This is a genomic window from Jiangella endophytica (assembly GCF_003427025.1).
GTDB lineage: Bacteria > Actinomycetota > Actinomycetes > Jiangellales > Jiangellaceae > Jiangella > Jiangella endophytica.
In genome coordinates this window covers 183181-205093 of the sequence record NZ_QVAI01000006.1, presented here as the reverse complement: position 1 = coordinate 205093, position 21913 = coordinate 183181, and the positions used below count along the sequence as shown (strand labels likewise).

At 71.8% G+C, this 21913-nt stretch carries 19 protein-coding genes; 12 read left to right on the top strand and 7 right to left on the bottom strand.

What is annotated here, in order from left to right; translation table 11 throughout:
• Window positions 1–47: 47 nt before the first annotated feature.
• Genes DZA62_RS14850 through DZA62_RS14840 form a run of 3 tightly spaced genes read left to right on the top strand, consistent with a single transcriptional unit; the run spans window position 48 to window position 3353 of the window.
• Complete coding sequence (locus DZA62_RS14850) at window positions 48–1676, top strand: L-aspartate oxidase (protein ID WP_116949671.1); 1629 nt, start codon at window positions 48–50, stop codon at window positions 1674–1676.
• Window positions 1677–1678: 2 nt separating this feature from the next.
• Window positions 1679–2569, top strand: a complete 891-nt coding sequence (nadC, locus tag DZA62_RS14845) for a carboxylating nicotinate-nucleotide diphosphorylase (RefSeq protein ID WP_116949670.1) — start codon at window positions 1679–1681, stop codon at window positions 2567–2569.
• 4 nt (window positions 2570–2573) lie between these two features.
• Window positions 2574–3353: a type III pantothenate kinase gene (locus DZA62_RS14840; protein WP_116949669.1), complete on the top strand. Its 780-nt coding sequence runs from the start codon at window positions 2574–2576 to the stop codon at window positions 3351–3353.
• A 171-nt stretch (window positions 3354–3524) separates the two neighbouring features.
• Here the strand turns inward: DZA62_RS14840 and DZA62_RS14835 are convergent, their stop codons facing one another.
• Window positions 3525–4436, bottom strand: coding sequence for an RNA polymerase sigma-70 factor (locus DZA62_RS14835; RefSeq protein ID WP_198663779.1), 912 nt, complete (start codon window positions 4434–4436; stop codon window positions 3525–3527).
• A gap of 71 nt (window positions 4437–4507) precedes the next feature.
• Between DZA62_RS14835 and DZA62_RS14830 the strand changes: the two genes are divergently transcribed.
• On the top strand, window positions 4508–5440 hold the full coding sequence (locus DZA62_RS14830; protein WP_116949668.1) for an NAD-dependent epimerase/dehydratase family protein: 933 nt from the start codon (window positions 4508–4510) through the stop codon (window positions 5438–5440).
• Here the strand turns inward: DZA62_RS14830 and DZA62_RS14825 are convergent.
• The gene (locus DZA62_RS14825) at window positions 5428–5781 is read right to left on the bottom strand and encodes an STAS domain-containing protein (protein ID WP_157987688.1); all 354 of its coding nucleotides are present in this window, start codon (window positions 5779–5781) and stop codon (window positions 5428–5430) included. The genes DZA62_RS14830 and DZA62_RS14825 overlap by 13 nt on opposite strands.
• Window positions 5782–5888: 107 nt before the next feature.
• Here DZA62_RS14825 and lysS point away from each other — a divergent pair, with 107 nt between their 5' ends.
• The 3 genes from lysS to DZA62_RS14810 all read left to right on the top strand — a co-directional run bounded on the left by lysS (window position 5889) and on the right by DZA62_RS14810 (window position 8381).
• On the top strand, window positions 5889–7385 hold the full coding sequence (gene lysS, locus DZA62_RS14820; protein WP_198663778.1) for a lysine--tRNA ligase: 1497 nt from the start codon (window positions 5889–5891) through the stop codon (window positions 7383–7385).
• Window positions 7382–7969 carry an amino-acid N-acetyltransferase gene (locus DZA62_RS14815; protein ID WP_116949666.1) on the top strand — a complete coding sequence of 196 codons (588 nt, stop codon included), beginning with the start codon at window positions 7382–7384 and terminating at the stop codon, window positions 7967–7969. Before lysS ends, DZA62_RS14815 begins: the two co-directional genes overlap by 4 nt.
• Window positions 7970–8045: 76 nt before the next feature.
• A complete protein-coding gene (locus tag DZA62_RS14810; RefSeq protein ID WP_116949665.1) occupies window positions 8046–8381 on the top strand; it encodes a histone-like nucleoid-structuring protein Lsr2 in 336 nt (111 codons plus the stop codon).
• A 113-nt stretch (window positions 8382–8494) separates the two neighbouring features.
• On the opposite strand, the gene DZA62_RS14805 is transcribed toward DZA62_RS14810, so the two are convergent.
• Complete coding sequence (locus DZA62_RS14805; protein ID WP_116949664.1) at window positions 8495–9346, bottom strand: fumarylacetoacetate hydrolase family protein; 852 nt, start codon at window positions 9344–9346, stop codon at window positions 8495–8497.
• Between the two features lie 41 nt (window positions 9347–9387).
• Complete coding sequence (locus DZA62_RS14800; protein ID WP_116949663.1) at window positions 9388–10599, bottom strand: alpha-hydroxy acid oxidase; 1212 nt, start codon at window positions 10597–10599, stop codon at window positions 9388–9390.
• A gap of 61 nt (window positions 10600–10660) precedes the next feature.
• Here DZA62_RS14800 and DZA62_RS14795 point away from each other — a divergent pair, with 61 nt between their 5' ends.
• On the top strand, window positions 10661–11350 hold the full coding sequence (locus DZA62_RS14795; protein WP_116949662.1) for a FadR/GntR family transcriptional regulator: 690 nt from the start codon (window positions 10661–10663) through the stop codon (window positions 11348–11350).
• A 518-nt stretch (window positions 11351–11868) separates the two neighbouring features.
• Here DZA62_RS14795 and DZA62_RS14790 read toward each other — a convergent pair.
• Entirely contained in the window at window positions 11869–12240 is a 372-nt protein-coding gene (locus DZA62_RS14790) for a hypothetical protein (protein ID WP_116949661.1), read from the bottom strand.
• Between the two features lie 224 nt (window positions 12241–12464).
• On the opposite strand from DZA62_RS14790, the gene DZA62_RS14785 reads away from it, so the two are divergent.
• Window positions 12465–13754, top strand: a complete 1290-nt coding sequence (locus DZA62_RS14785; RefSeq protein WP_116949660.1) for a TIM barrel protein — start codon at window positions 12465–12467, stop codon at window positions 13752–13754.
• A 42-nt stretch (window positions 13755–13796) separates the two neighbouring features.
• Here the strand turns inward: DZA62_RS14785 and DZA62_RS14780 are convergent, their stop codons facing one another.
• Window positions 13797–17372, bottom strand: coding sequence for an ABC transporter ATP-binding protein (locus tag DZA62_RS14780; RefSeq protein ID WP_198663777.1), 3576 nt, complete (start codon window positions 17370–17372; stop codon window positions 13797–13799).
• Window positions 17373–18316: 944 nt separating this feature from the next.
• Between DZA62_RS14780 and DZA62_RS14770 the strand changes: the two genes are divergently transcribed.
• Together DZA62_RS14770 and DZA62_RS14765 are read left to right on the top strand one after the other, a co-directional pair.
• Window positions 18317–19948 carry a molybdopterin-dependent oxidoreductase gene (locus tag DZA62_RS14770; protein ID WP_116949657.1) on the top strand — a complete coding sequence of 544 codons (1632 nt, stop codon included), beginning with the start codon at window positions 18317–18319 and terminating at the stop codon, window positions 19946–19948.
• 49 nt (window positions 19949–19997) lie between these two features.
• Window positions 19998–20696 (top strand): fasciclin domain-containing protein, encoded by a 699-nt coding sequence (locus tag DZA62_RS14765; protein ID WP_116949656.1) that lies wholly within the window; start codon window positions 19998–20000, stop codon window positions 20694–20696.
• 227 nt (window positions 20697–20923) lie between these two features.
• Here the strand turns inward: DZA62_RS14765 and DZA62_RS14760 are convergent, their stop codons facing one another.
• Window positions 20924–21301: a hypothetical protein gene (locus tag DZA62_RS14760; RefSeq protein ID WP_116949655.1), complete on the bottom strand. Its 378-nt coding sequence runs from the start codon at window positions 21299–21301 to the stop codon at window positions 20924–20926.
• A 102-nt stretch (window positions 21302–21403) separates the two neighbouring features.
• Between DZA62_RS14760 and DZA62_RS14755 the strand changes: the two genes are divergently transcribed.
• Complete coding sequence (locus tag DZA62_RS14755) at window positions 21404–21904, top strand: MarR family winged helix-turn-helix transcriptional regulator (protein WP_157987686.1); 501 nt, start codon at window positions 21404–21406, stop codon at window positions 21902–21904.
• The last annotated feature ends 9 nt before the right edge of the window (window positions 21905–21913 follow it).

The window sequence follows — 21913 nt, the reverse complement described above, 5'->3', positions numbered from 1 at the left end:
GGGGCGTAGGCTCTTGGCGCGTGACCGGAGTACGCATACCCCGCCGCATGCGCACAGAAGACCCAGGCTGGACGGTGTCCGCCGACGTCGTCGTGGTCGGCAGCGGCATCGCCGGACTGACCACGGCGCTGGAGGCCCGCAAGGCCGGCCGGGTCCTCCTCGTGACGAAGACCTTGCTGTCCGACAGCGCGACGGCGTGGGCACAGGGCGGCATCGCCGCGGCGCTCGGCCCGGAGGACAGTCCCGAGCAGCACCTGCGTGACACCCTCGTCGCCGGCGTCGGGCTGTGCGACGAGGCCGCCGTCCGCACGCTGGTGACCGAGGGCCCGCGGCGGGTCCGCGAGCTCGTCGAGCTGGGCGCGGAGTTCGAGCTGGCCGCCGACGGCTCCATCGCGCTGACCCGCGAGGGCGGCCACCACCGCGACCGCATCGCGCACTCCGGCGGCGACCAGACCGGCAAGGAGATCTCGCGGGCGCTGCTGGAGGCACTGGCCGCGGTCCGCGAGGACCCGCAGATCGAGGTCGTCGAGCACGCGCTGGTCACCGACGTCCTCACCGACGCCGCCGGCCGGGCCTGCGGCGTTGTCCTGCACGTCATCGGCGCCGGGCGCCAGAGCGGCGTCGGCGCCGCACTCGGCCGGGCGGTCGTGCTGGCCACCGGCGGGCTCGGCCAGGTCTACGCGTCGACGACCAACCCGCCGGTCGCCACCGGCGACGGCGTCGCGGCCGCGCTGCGGGCCGGTGCGCAGGTGGCCGACCTCGAGTTCGTCCAGTTCCACCCGACGGTGCTCTGGCTCGGCCGCTCCGCGAAGGGCCAGCAGCCGCTGATCTCCGAGGCGGTCCGCGGCGAGGGCGCCGTCCTGCGCGACGTCGAAGGCCGCCGGTTCATGAAGGGCCGGCACGAGCTGGCCGAGCTGGCCCCGCGCGACGTCGTCGCCAAGGGCGTCATGACGGCCATGGCCGAGACCGGCGCGGAGCACGTCTGGCTCGACGCACGGCACCTCGGCGCGGCGTTCCTCGAGGAGCGGTTCCCGACGATCGTCGCCCGCTGCCGCTCCTACGGCATCGACCCGGCCACCGATCTCGTGCCCGTCGCGCCGGCCCAGCACTACGCCAGCGGCGGCGTGCGCACCGACCGCCGCGGCCGCACCAGCGTGCCCGGCCTGTACGCGTGCGGCGAGGTGTCCTGCACCGGGGTGCACGGCGCCAACCGGCTCGCGTCGAACTCACTGCTCGAAGGGCTGGTCTGGGGCCACCGCATCGCCGAGGACCTCGCGTCGTCGCTGGGCGACGCCCACCCCGGCGACCCGGTCGAGCGCAGCGGCCCGGTCGGTCTGCTCCCGGCCGACGCCCGGCCGTTCGTGCAGTCGGCCATGACCGCCGGCGCCGGTGTGCTCCGCTCGGAATCGTCGCTGACGACGCTCGCCGCCCGGCTGGCGAGCCTCGCCGCCGATCCCATGAGTGAGCGAATGACCCCGGATTCCTGGGAGACGACAAATCTCCACACTGTGGCCGTTACGCTCGGTCGGCATGCCGCCATGCGCGAGGAGACGCGTGGTGGCCATTGGCGTGAGGACTTCCCGGACCGGGACGACCCCCGCTGGCGCGGCCACCTGGTCAGCGTCGTGGACCCGGACGGCGTGCTCACGACGACATATGAGCCCATGAAGGAGTAACGATGAGTTTGCCCGAGCCCGTGGCACTCGCGCTGAGCGAGGCGGGTCTCGATCCCCGATACGTCGACGACCTCGTCCGGGCCACCCTGGAAGAGGACCTCGGCGGCGGCGAGGACGTCACCACCGCCGCCACGGTGCCCGCCGGCCAGCTGGCGGTCGCCGTCCTCGGCGCGCGTGAGGCCGGCGTGCTCGCCGGGCTGCCGGTGGCCCAGGCGGTCTTCGCGGCCACCGACGCCGGCGTCGAGATCGAGCGGCACGCCGCCGACGGCGCGGAGATCCAGGCCGGGTCGAAGGTCCTGACCGTGCACGGCCGCACCCGCCAGCTGCTGCTGGCCGAGCGGACCGCACTGAACCTCGCCAGCCGGCTGTCCGGCATCGCCACCGCCACCCGAGCGTGGGTCGACGCACTGGCCGGCACCCCGGCCGCCGTCCGCGACACCCGCAAGACCACGCCGCTGCTGCGCCCGCTGGAGAAGTACGCGGTGCGGGTGGGCGGCGGGGTCAACCACCGGTCGACGCTGTCCGAGTCGGCGCTGATCAAGGACAACCACATCGCCGCGGCCGGCGGCATCACGGCGGCCTTCCAGGCGGTCCGGCGGGCCTACCCGGGCATCGCCGTCGAGGTCGAGGTCGACGACGTCGACGGCGCCCGCGAGGCGGTCGAGGCCGGCGCCGACCTCGTCCTGCTGGACAACTTCAGCGTCGACGACGTGCTCGAGGCCGTGAAGGTCGTCGACGGACGGGCCCGGCTCGAGGTCAGTGGCGGGCTGACGCTGGTGCAGGCCGGTGCCTACGCCGCCACCGGCGTCGACTACCTGTCCACCGGGGCGCTGACGCACTCGGTCCAGGCCCTGGACCTCGGCCTCGACGTGGTCGCCGTCGAGGCACACTGAGCGCATGCTGCTGGCGATCGACGTCGGTAACACCGAGACCGTCATCGGGCTGCTCGACGGCCTCGAGGTGCGGCACCACTGGCGCGTGGCGACCGTGCCGTCGCGCACCACCGACGAGTTCATGGCGCTGCTGCGCGGGCTGTTCGCGGGGACCGACGAGCCGATCGACGGCGTCGCCATCTGCTCGACGGTCCCCGTGGTGCAGCGCCAGGTGCGGTGGCTGACGGAGCGCTACTTCGCCGACGTGCCGGCGCTGCTGGTCGAGCCGGGGGTCAAGACCGGCGTGCCGATCCTCATGGACAACCCGCGCGAGGTCGGCACCGACCGCATCGTCAACGCGCTCGCCGCCATGCACAAGTACGGCACGGGGCGGCCGTGCATCATCGTCGACTTCGGCACCGCCACCACGTTCGACGTCGTCTCGGCGCGCGGTGAGTACATCGGCGGCGCGATCGCTCCCGGCATCGACGTGTCGCTGGAGGCACTGCGCAACGCCGCGGCCCAGCTGCGCCGGGTCGAACTGGTCCGGCCCCGGTCGGTCATCGCCAAGAACACGGTCGAGGCGCTGCAGTCCGGCGCACTGTACGGCTTCAGCGCCCAGGTCGACGGCATCGTCACCCGCATGGCGGCGGAGCTGGGGGTGGGAATCGACGGTGTCACGGTGATCGGGACGGGTGGGCTGGCGCCGTTGGTGCTGGACGAGGCGGCGACGATCGAGTTCCACGAGCCGTGGCTGACGCTGATGGGCCTGCGGCTGGTCTTCGACCGCAACCACCCCGCCTGAAATGATCACGTTCAGTGGGGTGTGTTCGCTCTACCACCCATGCATGCCTGGTGAAGCGTGAGAACGCCTGGTGGTGTGTGCGGCAAGCGCTTTCCGAGCCCGGCCCAGGCGAGTTCACGTCCCACTAGGCATGCATGGGTGGTAGAGCGGGAACACCCCCACTCAACGTGATCATTTCGGGGCGCGGAGCAGGGCGTTGAGGTCGCCGACCGGCCCCAGGTGCTGCAGCTTGTCGGGGTTGATCTGGTTGTGCACGCCGGTGATGCGGCCGTCGACGATGGTCAGCGACAGCACGCCGACCACGGCGCCGTCGGGCCCGGACACCCGGGCGCCGGGCTGGCCGTTCACCGTCACCGGCGCCACCGTCGCCCCGATCTGCGCGCCCGTGCGGCCGAGGTTGGCCAGGAACCGCGCCACCTGCAGCGCGCCGACCAGGGGCTTGCGCACCGCCGCGGTCTTGCCGCCGCCGTCGCCCTCGAACACGACGTCCTCGGCGAGCAGCCGTTCCAGCGCGCCGACGTCGCCGTCGTTCATGGCGGCGAGGAAGGTGCGGGCCAGCTCGTCCCGGCGATCGGGCGACGGCTCGAACCGCGGGCGCCGCGCCTCGATGTGCTTGCGGGCGCGGGTCATCAGTTGCCGGCAGTTGGCCTCGCTGCGCTCCACGATCGCGGCGATCTCGTCGTAGGCGTAGCCGAACACCTCGCGCAGCAGGAACACCGCCCGCTCGACCGGCGAGAGCGTCTCGAGCACCACGAGGAACGCCGTCGACAGCGACTCGGTCTGCTCGACCCGCCGGGCGGGGTCGTCGTCGCCGGCCAGCAGCGGCTCCGGCAGCCACGACCCGACGTACTGCTCGCGCCGGTGCCGGGCCGAGCGCAGTGCGTCGATGGCCAGCCGGGTGGTGACGGTGGTGGCGTACGCCTCGGGGTTGTCGGCCCGGGTGCCGGACTCGCCGGCGCGGTACATGCGCAGGAACGCCTCCTGCACGACGTCCTCGGCCTCACTGACGCTGCCCAGCATGCGGTAGGCCACCGAGAACATCAGCGGCCGCAGGTCGTCGTGGGCGACCGCGAGATCGGTCACGCCGCCGATCCTGTCACAGGACGGCGGGTGCCCTCGTCGGAGGGGGCAGGACACGAGAAGAGGAGAACGACATGCGAGTCTTCCTGGCCGGCGCCACCGGCGCCTTGGGACGCTCCCTCGTCCCGCTGCTGGTGCAGGCTGGACACGAGGTGACCGGCACCACCCGGTCGGAGTCCAAGATCGCCGAGCTGCGCGCCGCCGGCGCCGAGGGTGCGGTGATGGACGGGCTGGACGCCGCCAGTGTCCAGGCCGCGGTTCGCGCCGCGAGGCCGGACGTCGTCGTCCACCAGCAGACCGCGCTGGGCGACGGGATGGGCGACCTGAAGCGCATCGACAAGGGCTTCCACGCCACCAACCTGCTGCGGACCGAGGGCACCGATCACCTGCTCGCCGCGGCGCTGGAGGCCGGCGCCACCCGCTTCGTCGCGCAGAGCTACACCGGCTGGCCCAACGCGCGCATCGGCGGCCCGGTGAAGACCGAGGACGAACCGCTGGCCTCGCCTCCGCCGACCGGCGCCGTCGAGGCGTTGCGCGCGATCCAGTACGTCGAGCAGGCCACCACCGGCACCTCGGGCATCGACGGGCTGGCGCTGCGCTACGGCAGCTTCTACGGCCACGGAACCGGCTTGACCGGCGATGTCGCGGACCTGCTGCGCAAGCGCCGGCTGCCGATCGTGGGCGGCGGCACCGCGGTGTGGTCGATCCTCCACATCGACGACGCCGCTCGCGCCACGCTGGCCGCGATCGAGGGCGGCGCGCCGGGCGTCTACAACATCGTCGACGACGATCCCGCGCCGGCCGCGGACGTCCTGACCACGCTGGCCGCCGCGATCGGCGCGAAGAAGCCGCTCAGGCTGCCGGCCCGGCTGGCCCGGCCGCTGATCGGCGAGTTCGGCGTGACGTTCATGACCGCACTGCGCGGCTCGTCGAACGCCAAGGCGCGGCGCGAGCTCGGCTGGAAGCCGGAGCACGCGAGCTGGCGGCAGGGGTTCTACGAGCGGTAGTCGCGCCGCCCGGCCGGCACATCGGGGCTGTGCTCGACGAACGACCAGCCGTGCGCTTCGATGGCCCGGTGCGCCGGCCCGCTCACGGCGGCGAATGACACCTCGAATCCCTTCGACCGGCCGCGCGAGGACAGCTCGCGCAGGAACTCGAAGGCGGCGTCGCTCATGCCGGTGACCTGGTGCATGTTGACGACCACGTGGTTGAGCGCGTTCAGCTGCTCCAGGCGGTCGACCCGGTCGATGGCCGGGCCGAACGCGTCGTCGGGGTCGGTGCCGACCACGCCGGAGAGGAACACGACGATCTCGCGGGCGCCACGGTCGACGACTTCCACAGTGCTCATCGACCTCACCTCCACCCTCCAGCGTGACAGTTCCGTCGCATCGGCGGCAACCGGTGCGCGGCTGCCCGTGAACGAGGAGGTGCGCATAAGGCCTAGGCTTGTCCCTCATGAGTGGACTGCCGCCGAGCGACGAACAGGATTTGCCCGAGCAGATGCGTATCCGGCGCGAGAAGCGCGCGGAGCTGCTGGCCTCGGGGCAGCCGCCCTATCGTCTCGGATTCCCGCGCAGCCACACCTTCGGCGCGCTGCGGGCGGCTTATCCCGACTTGCCCCCTGGCGAGGAAACCGGCGACCGCGCGTCCGTCGCCGGCCGGGTGATCTTCCTGCGCAACACCGGCAAACTCTGTTTTGCCCGGCTGCGCGAAGGCGATGGCGCCGAACTCCAGGTCATGCTCTCCCTCGACCGGGTCGGCGAGGAGAGCCTGGCGTCGTGGAAGCATCTGGTCGACATCGGCGATCACGTCGGCGTCGAGGGTGAGGTCATCGTCAGTAAGCGCGGCGAGCTGTCGGTGTCGGCCGACCGCTGGACCATGCTTTCCAAGGCGCTGCGGCCGCTGCCGGTGGCGCACAAGGATTTGAATGAGGAAACCCGGGTCCGGCAGCGTTACGTCGACCTCATCGTCAATCCAGACGCCCGGACCATGGTGCGAACTCGCGCCGCCGTCACCCGGGCGGTGCGAGAAACGTTGCATCGGCACGGCTACCTCGAGGTCGAGACGCCGGTTCTGCAGCTCATCCACGGCGGCGCGTCGGCGCGTCCATTCCAGACGCACCTGAATGCGTTCGACATTCCGATGACGTTGCGTATCGCCCTGGAGCTGTACCTCAAGCGGGCCATCGTCGGCGGCGTCGACAAGGTCTACGAGATCGGCCGAATCTTTCGGAACGAGGGTATCGATTCCACGCACAGCCCCGAGTTCACGATGCTCGAGGCCTATGCGGCGTACGGCGACTACGACACGATGGCCGAGCTCACCCGCGATCTGGTGGTCGACGCCGCGCGGGCCGTTGGCGCCACCGTCGTGCCCGACGGCCGGGGCGGCGAGATCGACCTCGAAGCGCCGTGGCAGCACGTCACCCTGCACGAGGCCGTCTCGCAGGCCGTCGGCGAGCAGATCAGCATCGACACCCCGGTCGAGCGGCTGCGCGAGCTGGCCGAGAAGTACGAGGTCGGGCTGGACCCGTCCTGGGGGCACGGCGAGGTCGTCCTCGAGCTGTTCGAGAAGCTGGCCGAGCACACGTTCCTGGCACCCACGTTCATCCGCGACTATCCGGAAGAGGTGCGGCCGCTGGCCCGGCCGCATCGCGACGACCCGCGGCTCACGGAGGCGTGGGACCTCATCATCCGCGGCGTCGAGATGGGCGTCGCGTACTCGGAACTCGTCGACCCCGTGGTGCAGCGGGAGCGGCTGACGGCGCAGTCGCTCAAGGCGGCCGCCGGCGACCCCGAGGCCATGCAGCTCGACGAGGACTTCCTGCGCGCCCTCGAATACGGCATGCCACCCACCGGCGGCATGGGGCTGGGAATCGACCGGCTGATGATCCTGCTCACCGACTCGGGCATTCGCGAGACGATCTTGTTCCCGCTGGTGAAGCCGGAATGACGCCGCCGGCTGATATCGAGCCGGATCAGCGCTTTCGGGTGCGGCGGGCCCGTACCGCCGATGTACGGCACATCCGTGCCTTGCTGGACGGATACGCGGCACAGCGGATCCTGCTATCCAAAGAGACGGTCACCCTATATGAGGACATCCAGGAGTTCTGGGTGGCCGAAACGGTTTCGGACGACGTGCCAGGCACCGTCATCGGGTGTGGTGCGTTGCACGTCATGTGGGAGGATCTCGCGGAGGTCCGCACCCTCGCCGTCGCGGCGGAATGGCGGCGGCATGGTGTCGGCCACGTGCTGCTGTCCCGTTTGCTGCGGGTGGCCGAAGAACTCGGTGTCGTACGGGTGTTCTGTCTCACGTTCGAGGTCGACTTCTTCGCCCGACACGGATTCGAACGCGTGCAAGGTACGCCGGTAGACACGGACGTCTACGCACAGTTGTTGCGGTCGGCTGACGAAGGCGTTGCCGAGTTCCTCGACCTCGACCGGGTGAAGCCGAATACTCTGGGTAACGTGCGGATGCTACGTCGAATGGGTACCGCAACACAAAACGGGCGGGCCGACTCGCGGCAGACGAATTGAAAATCAGTGTTCCAAGGCGTAACAATAGTGTTGTCACACCTAATCTTCGAGTGCACCCCCGCAGGAAGGATCAACGATGGCGCAAAAGGTTCAGGTGATTCTGCTCGACGATCTCGATGGCGGTGAAGCCACCGAGACCGTGAGCTTCGCCTTGGACGGAGCCACGTACGAGATCGATCTGTCGTCCAAGAACGCCGGCAAACTGCGCGACGCGCTGGCACCTTACGTCGCCTCGGCGCGCCGGGCGTCGGCCAGGCGGGGGCGTGGCCGAGCCGCTGCCACCGGTGGCCGGGCCAACCGCACCGACACGACGGCCATTCGGGAATGGGCTCGCGACCAGGGCCTAAAGGTGTCCGACCGGGGTCGCATCCCGTCCGACATCCTGGCGAAGTACGAGTCCGCTCACGGGTGATGACGGAGTCGTCAACGCATCACCGCGGAGATGCACGGGGGATTTGACGCGGGAAGGGGCCGGCGCCTGATTCAGGCGGCCGGCCCCTCGCGTGTTCGGGGAACGGGTGTGGCTCAGGCGTCGGTGAAGACCTGGCGCTGCCGGCCGAGGCCGTCGATCTCCAGCTCCACGACGTCGCCGGCTCGCAGGTAGGGCTGGCCGGGCATCCCCATCGCGACGCCGGCCGGCGTGCCGGTGTTCACCAGATCGCCCGGCTCGAGCACCATGAACTGGCTCAGGTACCAGATGACGTGCTCGATGCCGAAGATCAGGTCGGCCGTGGTGCCGTCCTGCCGCTTCTCGCCGTTCACCCACAGCCGCAGCCCCAGCTTGCCGGGGTCGTCGACCTCGTCGGCCGGCACCAGCCACGGGCCGAGCGGGTTGAACGTCTCGCACGACTTGCCCTTGTCCCACTGGCCGCCGCGCTCGAGCTGGAACGCCCGCTCGGAGACGTCGTTGGAGATGACGTAGCCGGCGATGACGCCCGAGGCGTCCTCGGGGGCGTCCAGATAACGGGCCTCCTGGCCGATGACGACGCCCAGCTCGACCTCCCAGTCGGTCTTGACGCTGCCGCGCGGCACCAGCACCGTGTCGTTCGGCCCGACGACCGTGTTCGGCGCCTTCATGAAGATGATCGGCTCTTCCGGCAGCGCGGCGCCGGTCTCGGCTGCGTGGTCGCGGTAGTTCAGCCCGATGCACACCACCTTGCCGGGCCGGGCGATCGGGGCGCCGATGCGCGCGTCGTCGCCCGGCAGCTGCGGCAGCGCGCCCTCGGCCAGCGCGGCACGGACCCGCGCGACGCCGTCGCCGGCCAGGAACGCGCCGTCGATGTCGCCGGTGACCGAGCTCAGGTCGTAGACCGTGCCGTCGTCGGCGCGGACGGCGGGACGTTCCGCGCCCCGGTCGCCGATGCGCAGCAGTTGCATGTCGTCTCCTCGTGTCGGGTGGTCTGGTGCGGGTGTGCGAGTCAGGGCAGCCGGACGTGGCTGGGGTTCAGCTCGTCCACCGTACGAGCACCGAGCAGCTGCATGGTGCGCCGGACCTCGGTGGTCAGGATCTCCGCGGCCCGGGCCACGCCGCGCTCGCCACCGGCCATCAGCCCGTACAGGTAGGCACGGCCGACCATGCAGGCGTCGGCGCCCAGAGCCTTCGCCGCGACGATGTCCGCGCCGCTGGTGATGCCCGTGTCGAGGTAGATCTCGGTGCGGTCGCCGACGGCAGCGGCGACCTCGGGCAGGATGCGCAGCGGCACCGGCGCGCGGTCGAGCTGGCGGCCGCCGTGGTTGGACAGCACGATCGCGTCAGCCCCCGCGTCGACCACCCGCCGGGCGTCGTCCACGGTCTGGACGCCCTTCACGATGAGCGGCCCGGACCAGATCGACCGCAGCCACGCGAGGTCGTCGATGGTCATCGTCGGGTCGAAGAGCATGTCCAGCAGCTCGGCGATGGTGCCCTTCCACGACGTCAGCGAGGCGAACTGCAGCGGCTTCGTGGTCAGCATGTTCATCCACCACGCCGGGTGGGCGGCGGCGTCGAGCACCGTCTTCGCCGTCAGCGTCGGCGGGATGGTGAAGCCATTGCGGACGTCGCGCAGCCGGGCGCCCGCCACCGGCACGTCGACGGTGAGCACCAGCGCCTCGAACCCGGCGTTCGCGGCCCGTTTCACCAGGTCCTCGCCGGCCGAGCGGTCCTTCCACACGTACAGCTGGAACCACTTGCGCGCCCGCGGCGCCGCGGCGGCGACGTCCTCGATGGACGTCGTGCCCATCGTCGACAGCGCATACGGGATGCCCGCGCGCTCGGCGACCCGGGCGACCGCGCTCTCGCCCTCGTGGTTCATCATCCGGGTGAAGCCGGTGGGCGCGAACGCGAACGGCTGGGCGGCGGGCTGGCCCAGCATCGTCGTCGTGGTGTCGACCTCGGACACGTCGTGCAGCACCGACGGCCGGAACTCCAGGTTCGCGAACAGCGACCGGGCCCGGCGCAGGCTGATCTCGGCCTCGGCCGCGCCGTCGGTGTAGTCGAACACCGACCGCGGCGTGCGCAGCCGCGCGATGCGCCGCAGGTCGGCGATGGTCAGGGCATTCGCCAGCCGGCGGTCGGTCGGGTTCAGCGTGGGCCGTTTGGTGCGAAGCAACGGCCTGAGCTCGGACCAGCGGGGGAGTTGTCGGTCGGTCATGGAGCGGCTCCGTGGACGTCAGCCATGTGGTCAGACCACAAGGTATCAGTAGGGTTCTTGCGTGAGGACCCACGAGCTGGTGCTCCACCAGGTGGAGGCCGACCTGGCGGCCGGGAAGCTGAGGCTGGGCGACCGCCTGCCCGGCGAGCGCGCCCTCGCCGGCCAGCTCGGCGTCAGCCGGCCGTCGGTGCGCGAGGCGATCCGCGTCCTCGAGGCCATGGGCGTCGTCCGCACCTCGGTCGGCTCCGGCCCCGACGCCGGCGCCGTCATCGTCGCCGACCCGGGCTCGCCGCTGACCGCCGCCCTGCGGCTGCATCTCGCGACCAGCCACCTGCCGATGGGCGACATCGTCCAGACCCGGGTGCTGCTGGAGTCGTGGGCCGTGCGCGAGGCGTCCGGCCGTGCCACTCCGTCGCAGGTCGCGGCGGCGCAGCAGCTGCTCGACGCCATGGACGAACCCGACCTGCCGCGGGAGCGTTTCCACCTCCTCGACGCCGAATTCCACGTCGCGCTGGCCACGCTGGCCGGCAACGTGCTGGTCTCGACCATCATGGCGTCGCTGCGCGAGGCGATTCACGGCTACGTCATCGCCGCCGCGCCCCACGTGCCCGACTGGACGCCGGTCGCGGCCCTCCTGCGCGCCCAGCACCGCGCCGTCCTCGCCGCTATCGCCGACGGCGACGGCGACAGCGCGGCCAAGCTCGTCGCCGAGCACATCGAGGGCTTCTACAAGGCCTCCCGGCTGGGCTGATCGCGGCCTCGCTCCGCCGCCTCGACGGGATGCGGACCGGTGGCACCGGCCCTCGGCGTCCCGGCCGGTCGGTTGCGCCCCGGGTTCTCGGGAGCGGGCGGCGGGCCGTCATGAGGCGTTCAGGTGCACCGCGAGGCGTGCGCGCCTGGTGGAGCGGGACGACGCCTGGTCTCGTACGCGATCGTTGATGATCACCGTCGTTCATCAGCGCTGACTGCCGCCCCGGTTCGCGTCGATGCACCGGCGGTCGGCATCGTGATGACGGGTGGGTCGTCGTTGCCGGGCACCAACCTCTGGTCAGGGGTTCGCGCGGAAGCCGAACTCACTGCCGCCCCACCTCCATCGGACGCTCCCTCGTCCGGGCGCGTCTCCCGGGTCCGTGGCCTACTGTGCGCCGTCCAGGCGGCGCCTCGCGGTGTTCTCGCCAGTCGTCATGGAACTCTCGACGCCTGCGCCGGCGGGGGCCGCGGCCGGCCGGGCCTGTCGCCGGGTTGCCCATGAGGCTGTCGGCTGGGCGGTCACCCGTCCGGGAACGGGTCCTCGGGCAGCAGGCCGTCCAACTCCGCGTCGGCCGCATGCACCGCCGGCACGTACTCGTTCTCGATCTCGTAGAGCCGTTCCCCGAGCCGGAACGTCGGTGCCGGGCCGTACTCGACCGGGCCGAGCCGGGTCGTGCGCGGGTAGCGCAGGTTGACCTCCATCGGCCGGTCGCGACGCAGCAGGCCGCCGGTGAGCACGGCGATGCGCCGATCGGTGACCGCGACGTAGCAGTCGACGCCGGACATCACGCTGCCGAACCAGACGGCCGTGATGGGGATGAGGTAGCCGATCTGCTCGCCGTCCTCGAGGAGGTCCTGGCAGCGGCGGCGGACGTGCGCGGGCACCGGCATGCCCCACTGTGGCACGGCGGACCGCGGTCACGGCGCTGCCATGGCACAAACCGGACAATCTCGATCTAGGTGGGTCGAAGTTACGGCAAGATGCCGCTAGTGTTTCCCCAACATCGGGGCGGCTTTCCACAGCTCTCGTAGAAAGTCCTTGGCCGCAGCCGGCTCCGGTGCAGTGAGCATCTCGAGCAACGGTCCCGCACTTTCGACGGAGCGAGGAGACGACCATGGCTCAGGAACACAGGTTGAGCCGGCGCCGGCTGCTGACGATCAGCGCCGGCACGCTCGCGGCAGCCGCCATCGCACCGGCCGCGCCGGCGCTGGCCGGTCCGCTGGTGAGCAACGTGCCCAACCCGCTGCTGCCCCCTGGCAAACGCGGCACCATCCTGTACACCCAGCGCGACGCGACCGCGCGGCGCGGCATCTGGAACAACCCGGCACCGACCACGGGGTATCTCGGCGGCCCGAACTTCCCGGTCGACCCGGACGACCTCGGCCCGCTCGTGCCGCTGCCCGGCGGCTTCCGTGAGGTGTTCCTGTTCCTGGCGAACGCCGGCTTCAAGCAGGTGGAGTTCGCCGGCTACAGCCAGAACGCCGAGAACCAGGGCGGCAACGTTCCCCCGCTCACCCAGGGCAGCACCTTGCTCCGGCAGAACTTCCCGGCCTATCTGAACTACGCACGGACGCTGCGAGGCTTCCTCGACGAGGCCGGGCTGGAGGCGATCGGCAACCACGGCTTCATCCCGAACAGCTGGCCGGGCGGCCCGAACGGCGGCATGACGGCCGACGACTACGACCGCTTCCAGGTCGAGCTCGAGTTCGCCTCGATCCTCGGCATGCCCTACATGGGCACCGGCGGTGACCCGACCGGCAGTGGCACCAAGGAGGCCTGGGACCTCGCCGCCCAGAAGTGGGAGGCGATCAACGACCTGTCCTGGAACGCCCACCGCATCCGCATGTACCCGCACAATCACGCCGACGCGTACGGCTTCCTGCAGGACGGCCCCATGGTCCAGGTGACGGTCGACCGTGTCACCGGTGCGCCACTGCCGCAGCCGCAGATGGTGCGCGGCGAGTCCGGCATCCGCCGGATGCAGTACTACCTGGACATCACGCCCAGCACGAAGTGCCTCTGCGAGATCGACATCTACTGGGCGCACTCGGCCCAGCACCGATTCCGCTGGTATTACGACTGGGACGGCCAGCGCCGCGAAAGCATCTTCAGCCCGATCGACCAGATCGCGGCCCAGCCGCTGCGCTACCCGCTCTACCACGCCAAGGACGGCGAGCGGCGCGATGACCAGCCGGTCGGCGTCGGCGAGGGCTACCGGATGATCCCGTTCGGCGACCCGCGCAGCGACATCGACTACGACGCGATCTTCCGGCGGCACCGTCCGCGCGGCTACCACAACCCCAACTACGAGGACGACAGCGCGCCCGGTGGCGCCGGTGACCCGGGCCGTTCCCTGCGGCACGCCGTCATCAGTGGCACCAACATGGCGAACATGGCTCGCTGAAGCTCCCCGGCCGGCCGGGTGACCCCCGGCCGGCCGGGTGATTCAGCTCGCCCGGCTCAGCACTCGCTCGACGTAGCGCGGGGCCGGCTCGTCGGTGGTGATGCGGCCGTCGGCCACCTCGACGACACGGTCGACCCAGTGCAGCGACTGCGGACGGTGCGTGACGACGATCGTGGTGCGGCCGGCCGACGCCACCCGCATGGCCTGGTTGACCTTCCGCTCGCTGGCGAGGTCCAGGTTGGACGTCGCCTCGTCGAGGATGAGGATCGACGGGTCGCCGAGCAGTGCCCGGGCCAGGCACACCAGCTGCCGTTGGCCGGCCGACAGCGAGCGGCCCCGTTCGGCCACCACGTGGTGATAGCCGCCCGGGAGCCGGGTGACGAACTCGTGCGCCCCGACGGCGCGGGCGGCCGCCTCGACCTCGGCGTCGCTGGCGTCGGGCCGCGCGTAGGCGATGTTGTCGCGGATGGTGCGTGAGAACAGGAACGGCTCCTGCGGCACGTACCCCAGGTGCTGCCGATAGCTGGTGACGTCCAGGTCGTCGAGCGGCCGGCCGTCGACCAGCACGCGACCGTCGGTGGGGTCGTAGAACCGCGCGACCAGCTTCGACAGCGTCGACTTCCCGGCGCCGGTTCGCCCGACGAACGCGACCCGCTGACCGGCCGGCACGTGCAGGTCGACGTCGCGGACGGCGTCGGTGGCGGCGCTGGCGTAGCGCAGCCGGACCTGCTCGAACCGGAGGTCGCCCGCGATCGCGTCGACGGGCATCGCGTCGGGCCGCACCGGCGTGGACGTCTCCAACGCCAGCAGCGCGCGGACCCGGACGAGCCCCGTGCGCGCCCGCTGGTAGACGTCGAACACCGACGACAGCTGCTGCACCGGCGCGAACACCTGGGCGAGATACAGCAGGAACGCGATCAGCGTGCCGAGCGCCAGCGTGCCTGCCTCGATGCGCTGCGCTCCCACCCAGAGCACGGCCGCGATGGCCAGCACCGAGAGCAGCTCGATCGCGGCCACGTACACCGATGTCGCGTACAGCCCGCGCAGGCTGGCCGTGACGTACTGGCGGCCGAGTCCGGCGAACCGCCCGAGGTTGACCGCCTCGCGCCGGAACGCGTGCGTCACCCGGATGCCGGCCATGCTCTCCTGCACGTCGGCGTTGATCGTCGACAGCAGCTCGCGGGCGTCGTCGTAGGCGACCGAGGCGCGCCGCCGGTACCACCAGGTGACGGCGCCGGCGAACGGCACGACCCCCAGCACGACCAGAGCCAGCATCGGGTCCAGCGCGACGACGACCACCGTCATGCCGGCGAACGTGGCGACGCTGACGACGGCGTTGATCAGCCCGACCTGGAACAGCTGCGCGATCGCGTCGACGTCGGAGGTGATGCGGGTCATGACCCGGCCGGCCTGCGTGCGGTCGTAGAAGTCGATGCCCAGACGTTGCAGCTGGCCGAAGATGCGGACCCGCATCGCCAGCAGCAGCCGCTCGGTACTGCGCGTCGTCCACAGGTAGCCCGTGCGCTGGTCCACCCAGAGCAGCCCGACCAGCACCGCCGCCGCGAGGCACACCCACAGCAGCACGCTGGCCGAGCCCGCGCGCATGCCGTCGTCGACCGCCTCCTGCACGAGCATCGGGTTGGCCAGCGTGATCGCCGCCTCCAGGATGACCAGCGCGAGGCCGACCAGCAGGCCGCCGACGTACGGGCGCAGGAATGACGGCAGCCGCAGCGGGCCGCGGGTGCCGCCTTCGCGTTCGAGGTCGACGTTCGGCGGGTCCTGCGGCGGCGGCAGCGCGGCGATGCGTTCGGCGACCGCGGGCGGCACCGCGAGCTGCAGGCTGGGCAGCGAGCCGGTGGCGTCCTGCCGCGACTCCCATGCCGACGCCGTGGCCTCGAACCGTCCGGCGCGGGCGTGCGACATCAGGTCCGTCGTCCGGTCGGCGACCTCGGTGCCGGGACCGTCGCCGAACAGATCGCGGTACAGCGCGTTGCGTTCCAGCAGCTCGGCGTGCCCACCCTCGTCGACGACCCGGCCGTCGTCGACCAGCACGACGCGGTCGGCCAGCCGGAGCGTGGACTCGCGGTAGGCGACCAGCAGGACGGTGCGGCTGGCGAGGAACGGCTCGAGGTTGGCGTGGATGAGCTCCTCGACCTTGACGTCGACCGACGAGGTGGCGTCGTCGAGCAGCAGGATGTCCGGCTCGGCCAGCAGCGCCCGGGCCAGCGCGACCCGCTGCCGCTGCCCGCCGGACAACGTGATGCCCTGCTCGCCGACCACGGTGTCGTAGCCGTCGGGCAGCGCGTCGATGAACTCGTCGGCCAGCGCCGCGCGGGCGGCCGCGCGGATCTCGTCGATGCCGGCGTCGGGGCGGCCGTAGGCGATGTTCGCGGCGATGCTGTCGGAGAACAGGAAGCTGTTCTCGAACACCACCCCGATGCGGCGGCGCAGCTCCGGCAGCGACCACCGGCGCACGTCGATGCCGTCGACGGTGACCGTGCCGGCGTCGGCGTCGAAGAACCGCGGCAGCATCGACAGCGCCGTCGACTTGCCGCAGCCGGACGGCCCGACCAGCGCGACCGTCTCGCCCGGTTTGACCTCGAGGCTGAAGCGGCGCAGCACCTGGTGACCGTCGCCGTCGGCGTAGGCGAACCGGAGCTGGTGGAACGAGACCGCGCCGCCCCGCTCGTCGGCCGGGACCGGGCGCAGCGGCTCGGTGATCTCGGCCTGCAGGTCGAGCAGCTCACCGACCCGCTCGGTGGCCGCCTTGCACAGCGGCGCGTTGGTCAGCACCATGCCGGCGACGCGAGCGGCGCCGATCAGCTCCGCGAGGTAGCCGGTGCAGGCGAGGAACACGCCGATGGTGAGCTGGCCCTCGATGACCAGCAGGCCGCCGGCCAGCAGCACCAGCACCTGGCCGAACAGCGGCGCGCCCTGCAGCGACGCGATGAACGGCGCCCGCAGCCGGACCGCCCGGACCCGGGCCTGGAACATGTCGAGCAGCGCGCCGTGCAGCCGCGCGGTCTCGGCCGGCTGCTGGCCGAACGCGCGGACCACGCGGACACCGGTGACGGCCTCCTCGACGCGGGAGGTCATCTCCGCCTCGCGGTCCTGGGCGTCCCAGCCGGCCGCGTACACCTGGCGGCGCTGCCGGTTGGTGACCGCGAACACCACCACGATGACCGCGACCACCAGCGCGGCGATCAGCGGGGACAGCGTGAACATGACGATCACCGCGAGCAGCGACGACAGCAGTGTCGCCGCCACCTGCGGGATCCAGCTGAGCAGCATGTGGACATAGCGCAGGTCGCCGCTGATGCGCGACACCAGCTGGCCGCTTTGCAACTGTGCGTGGCCGGTGAAGTCGAGGCGCTGCAACGTGTCGTACACGTCGTGGCGCAGGTCGTCCTGGATGCGGAAGGCGGTCACGCCACCGACGTAGCGCCACCAGCTGGACAGGATGAAACGGGCCACCGCCAGGCCGATGAGCAGCAGGATCAACGGCATCAGCGGCGCGGACCGGGTGTCGATGGCGTCGTCGACCACCCGGCCCTGGGTCACCGGGACGGCGGCGACGGCGACCGCCCAGGCCAAGGCCACGACGACAGAGACGATCAAGGTGCCGCGATGGCGGAGGAGATAGGGAGCGAGCCGGCGGAAGGTGCCGGGCGGCTGTGAGGGTTCGGCTGACGCGGCGGCCAGCGACGGCGTTGACGGCTTGGAGGTCTGGGCTGAGGGACGCGCGGACGCGGTGCGGCTGGGCACAGGGAGCTCCCGTAGCAGCGGTTGGATTGTGATCACCCCGACTGGGGGTCGCGGAAAAGCCTACGCCCGCCCGGTCGGCGGGATCAACGGTTCGGAGCCAGCTCCGCGACCTCGATGTCGGCCCGGAACCGCGCCCTTGATCGCGGCCGTTTGGCCGGCCGTTCATGTGCCGACCTCGGTGTCGGCGAACGCCCTGCTGTGGTCGCGTTCCCGGGTATCGGAGCTGTTCAGCGCGTTGCGGGCGCCCGGGGGTGCGTTGCCGCGGCCCGTGTCGCTGGGGGTGGCTCGTGTGGCTGGGATGGCCCGCGCTGCCGGTGCCGCCGGGCTCGCAGCGGCGGCCGCGTCGCCGTGGCGCGGCGGGTGCCGTCGGTCGCGCCGCCCGTGCCACGGCTTGCCCGGCCGGCCGCTTCTGATGGGTCTCCGGCTTCCGATGCGCCGTCGCCGTCGGGTCCCGCCGGGCGGGGCGTGCGCCGCCGGACTGAGCTCTGGGCACAACTCGACCAGCCAGAAGTGCGGGATGGCCGCCGCGCCGTACTCGACCGGCTGGAGGGTGCGGTCGGCGAGCATCGAGCCCGGCGACAGCATCTCGACCGTCGCTATAAGTGTCCTTCTGGTAACTCAGTTTCGCACAGTTGTTCGGCATGCGTCCACTCTTGCTGACGGCGTCGCCGAGCGCCATCGGGAGATCGGGAAATGTGGACAACCGGCGGATCCCGATGGCCCTGTGGACGACGGGCCGAACGGCTGATTCCCGAACCGCGACCAATCCGTGCCCGGGACCGTGCCGAACACCGGGCATGAGCGCGACGACGCACCGGTGGGGGACCCGAGGCCTGGCCGTACTGGCCGGGATCGCGGCCGGCGGTCTCACTCTGGGCGTCGGCGAGCTGGTCGCGGCGCTGGTGGTGGAGCCGGCCGCGGCACCGTTCCTGGCCGTCGGCAACACCTTCGTCGACCTGACGCCGGAGTGGTTGAAGAGCTTCGCCATCCGCACGTTCGGCGAGAACGACAAGCAGGTGCTGCTGGCCGGGATGGCCGGGGTGCTGCTGGTGCTCTCGGCGGCGGGCGGGCTGCTGGAGCTGTGGCGGCGCCGGGCCGGTGTGGCAGTGCTCCTGGCGCTGGGGGCGGTGGCGGTCGTCGCCGCGGTGGGACGGCCGACGGCGACGGCGGGGTGGGTGGTGCCGACGCTCGCCGGCGTCGCCGTGGGGGCTGCCGGGCTCACTCTGCTGGTGGCGCGGCTCCGGGCCGCGGCGGCCGGTGCGGGAACAGACCTATCGACGAGCGATGCGGGCCCGGCCGGACCCGGCAGCGATGGACGTGGCGCGGAGGCCGGTCCTGACGCCACCCCCGACGCCGGGCGGCCGTCACGGCGGCAGGTGCTGCTGCTGACCGCTGCCGTGGCCGGGTTGGCCGTCCTCACGGCGGTCGGCGGCCGGCGGTTCGGGCGGACCCTGGCCGACGTCCGCGAGGCACGGGACGCGCTGCGGCTGCCGGCGCCGAGCGACGCGGCGCCCGCGGTCTCCGCCGGCACCGCGCTCGATGTCGACGGGATGACGCCGTTCACCACGTCGAACCGCGACTTCTATCGCGTCGACACCGCGCTCGATCTACCGCGAGTGGTGCCGGCCGACTGGCGGCTGCGCATCCACGGGATGGTCGGACAGGAGGTGGAGCTCGACTTCGCCGACGTCCTCGAGCTGGACCTGGTGGAGCGGATGATCACGCTCACCTGCGTCTCCAACGAGGTCGGCGGCGAACTGGCCGGCAACGCCGTCTGGCTCGGCTACCCGCTGGCCGACCTGCTGGACCGCGCCGACCCCAGCCCCGACGCGGACATGGTGCTGTCCACCAGCGTCGACGGATTCACGGCCGGCACGCCGCTGGACGTCGTGAGGGACGGGCGGGACGCGTTGCTGGCGATCGGCATGAACGGCGAACCGCTGCCGGTGGAGCACGGCTTCCCGGCCCGGCTGGTCGTGCCCGGCTTGTACGGCTACGTCTCGGCCACGAAGTGGGTGACGGAACTGGAGCTGACCCGCTTCGACCGCGCCACCGCCTACTGGACCGACCGTGGCTGGGCGGCGAAGGCCCCGATCAAGACCGCCTCGCGCATCGACGTCCCGGGATCGTTCGCCGAACTTCCCGCGGGCCGGAACATCGTCGCCGGGGTGGCGTGGGCGCAGCACCGCGGTATCTCCGCCGTCGAGGTGCAGGTGGGCGACGGCGACTGGCGGCCCACGCGGCTGGCCGACGAGGCGTCCGCCGACATCTGGCGCCAGTGGCTCTGGGAGTGGGATGCCGAGCCGGGCAACCACACGCTGCGCGTCCGGGCCACCGACGGAGCCGGCGACCGGCAGACCGACGAGCAGGCGCCGCCGTTCCCAGACGGGTCCAGCGGCTGGCATTCGGTGGTGGTGCGCGTGGTCTGAGTCCCGGCATCACCAGCACACCCATCGACGACCCGAGAGGAACCCGATCATGAAGCTTCTGACCAGACGAGTCCCCGTCCTGCTGGCGACGGCCGCCGCTCTGACCCTGACGTTGTCCGCCTGTGGTGACGACGGCGACGACTCGACGGCCGGCGGCAACGGCGACAGCACGGCCGCGCCCGAGGACGACTCCTCGATGGAGACGCCCGAGGACGAGGAGAGCACCCCGGCCGATGAGATGACGGAGGAGCCGATGGCCGGGCCTGTGGGTCCGGGCTGTGCGGACTACGCGTCGCAGGTGCCCGACGGCGAGGGATCGGTCGAGGGGATGTCCGACGATCCGGTCGCGGTGGCGGCGTCGAACAACCCGATCCTGACGACGCTGGTCGCGGCGGTGTCCGGCGAGCTGAACCCGCAGGTGAACCTGGTCGACACGCTCAACGGTGGCGAGTTCACCGTGTTCGCGCCGGTGGACGACGCGTTCGCCGCGGTGGACCCGGCGACGCTGCAGACGCTGGGCACGGACGCGGACCTGTTGACGACGGTGCTGACGTATCACGTGGTGCCGGGCCAGCTCTCGCCCGACCAGGTGATCGGTGAGCAGACCACGGTCCAGGGCGCTCCGGTGACCGTGGCCGGCACGCCGGATGCGATGACGGTCAACGACGCGAACGTCATCTGTGGTGGCGTGACGACGGCCAACGCCACCGTCTACCTGATCGACGGCGTGCTGATGCCGCCGATGTGACCCGCACCGGGGACGGGACGGACCGCCGGCCTCCGCACATGCGGAGGCCGGCGGTCGTGTGGGGGGACGGGCTCGCGGCGCGACCGGTGCGCGCCGGCCGCGGTGGGCCGGAGCACGGCGTGACGGCGACGCTCCGGCTGCGATGGCTGGTCGACCCGGTCGCGGTGATCGATGGTCGGACGGACAGCCGACCGGTGCGGCATGGCGCCGGGTCGCGGCTGCAGTGGTCAGTGGGGCGACGACCGTGCGGCCAGCAGCCCGGCCGCGGCGGTGAGCAGTCTCCAGCCGCCGGCGACCAGCGCGGCATTGCGTCGCGCCCGCGCCGACGGCAGGGTGACACCCAGTCCGGCGGCATCGGCGGCGTCGGCAGCCACGCGGACGGCGGTCGCCCAGGTCAGCGCCGGGCCGGCCGGGGCGGTCAGCATGGCGGCACCGGAGGCGGCGTCGCGCAGGCCGATGGCGCGGCACAGGATCCGCGTCGACGGCGCCAGCGAGCCGTCCGGCTCCACCAGCTCGCAGGGCTTGGCGAGCACGGCGGGAGACACGGCGACCGCGACACCGTAGGCGGCGGTCAGTCCCCCCATCACGCGAGCGGGCCAGATCATGAGAACGTCCCTCCAGAACGGATCCGAGTCTCGGAGTGTTCGAGGCGGCGCGGCCGGCGGATGGGTCCGAGTGCGCTCGGCGATGTCTGCGACCATGACCGCATGGCGACGCAGACACCCGGCGAGGCAGGACCGAGGGACGCGCGCACTGACGCCGTCGTCCGGCAGCTCCAGGCGCTGGGCGCGGAGATGGCCGATCTCGCCCGCCGGTTCGGCGCCGCCCACGACCTCGACCACTCCGCCGCCCGGGCGCTGCTGGTGCTGGTCGCGGCTGCGCGCGAGGGGCGCGATGTCACGGCGGGGACCATCGGGCGCGAGCTGGGGCTCTCGTCGGCGTCGGTGACGGCGCTGGTGGACCGGCTGGTCGCGTCCGGTCACCTGCGCCGCGAGCCCGACCCGCACGATCGCCGCCGTGTGCTCGTGCGCCTCGAACCGTCGGCCGTCGCGTTGGGGCCGGCCTACTTCGGGCCGCTCGCCACGGACATGGCGACCCGGCTGGAGGGCTTCGACGAGCGCGAGCTGGACGCGGTCGGACGGTTCCTGTCGACGGCGCTCGAGGCGGTCATCGCACACCGGGAGCGCGACGAGGCCGCTCGCGGGTAATATCTCGAC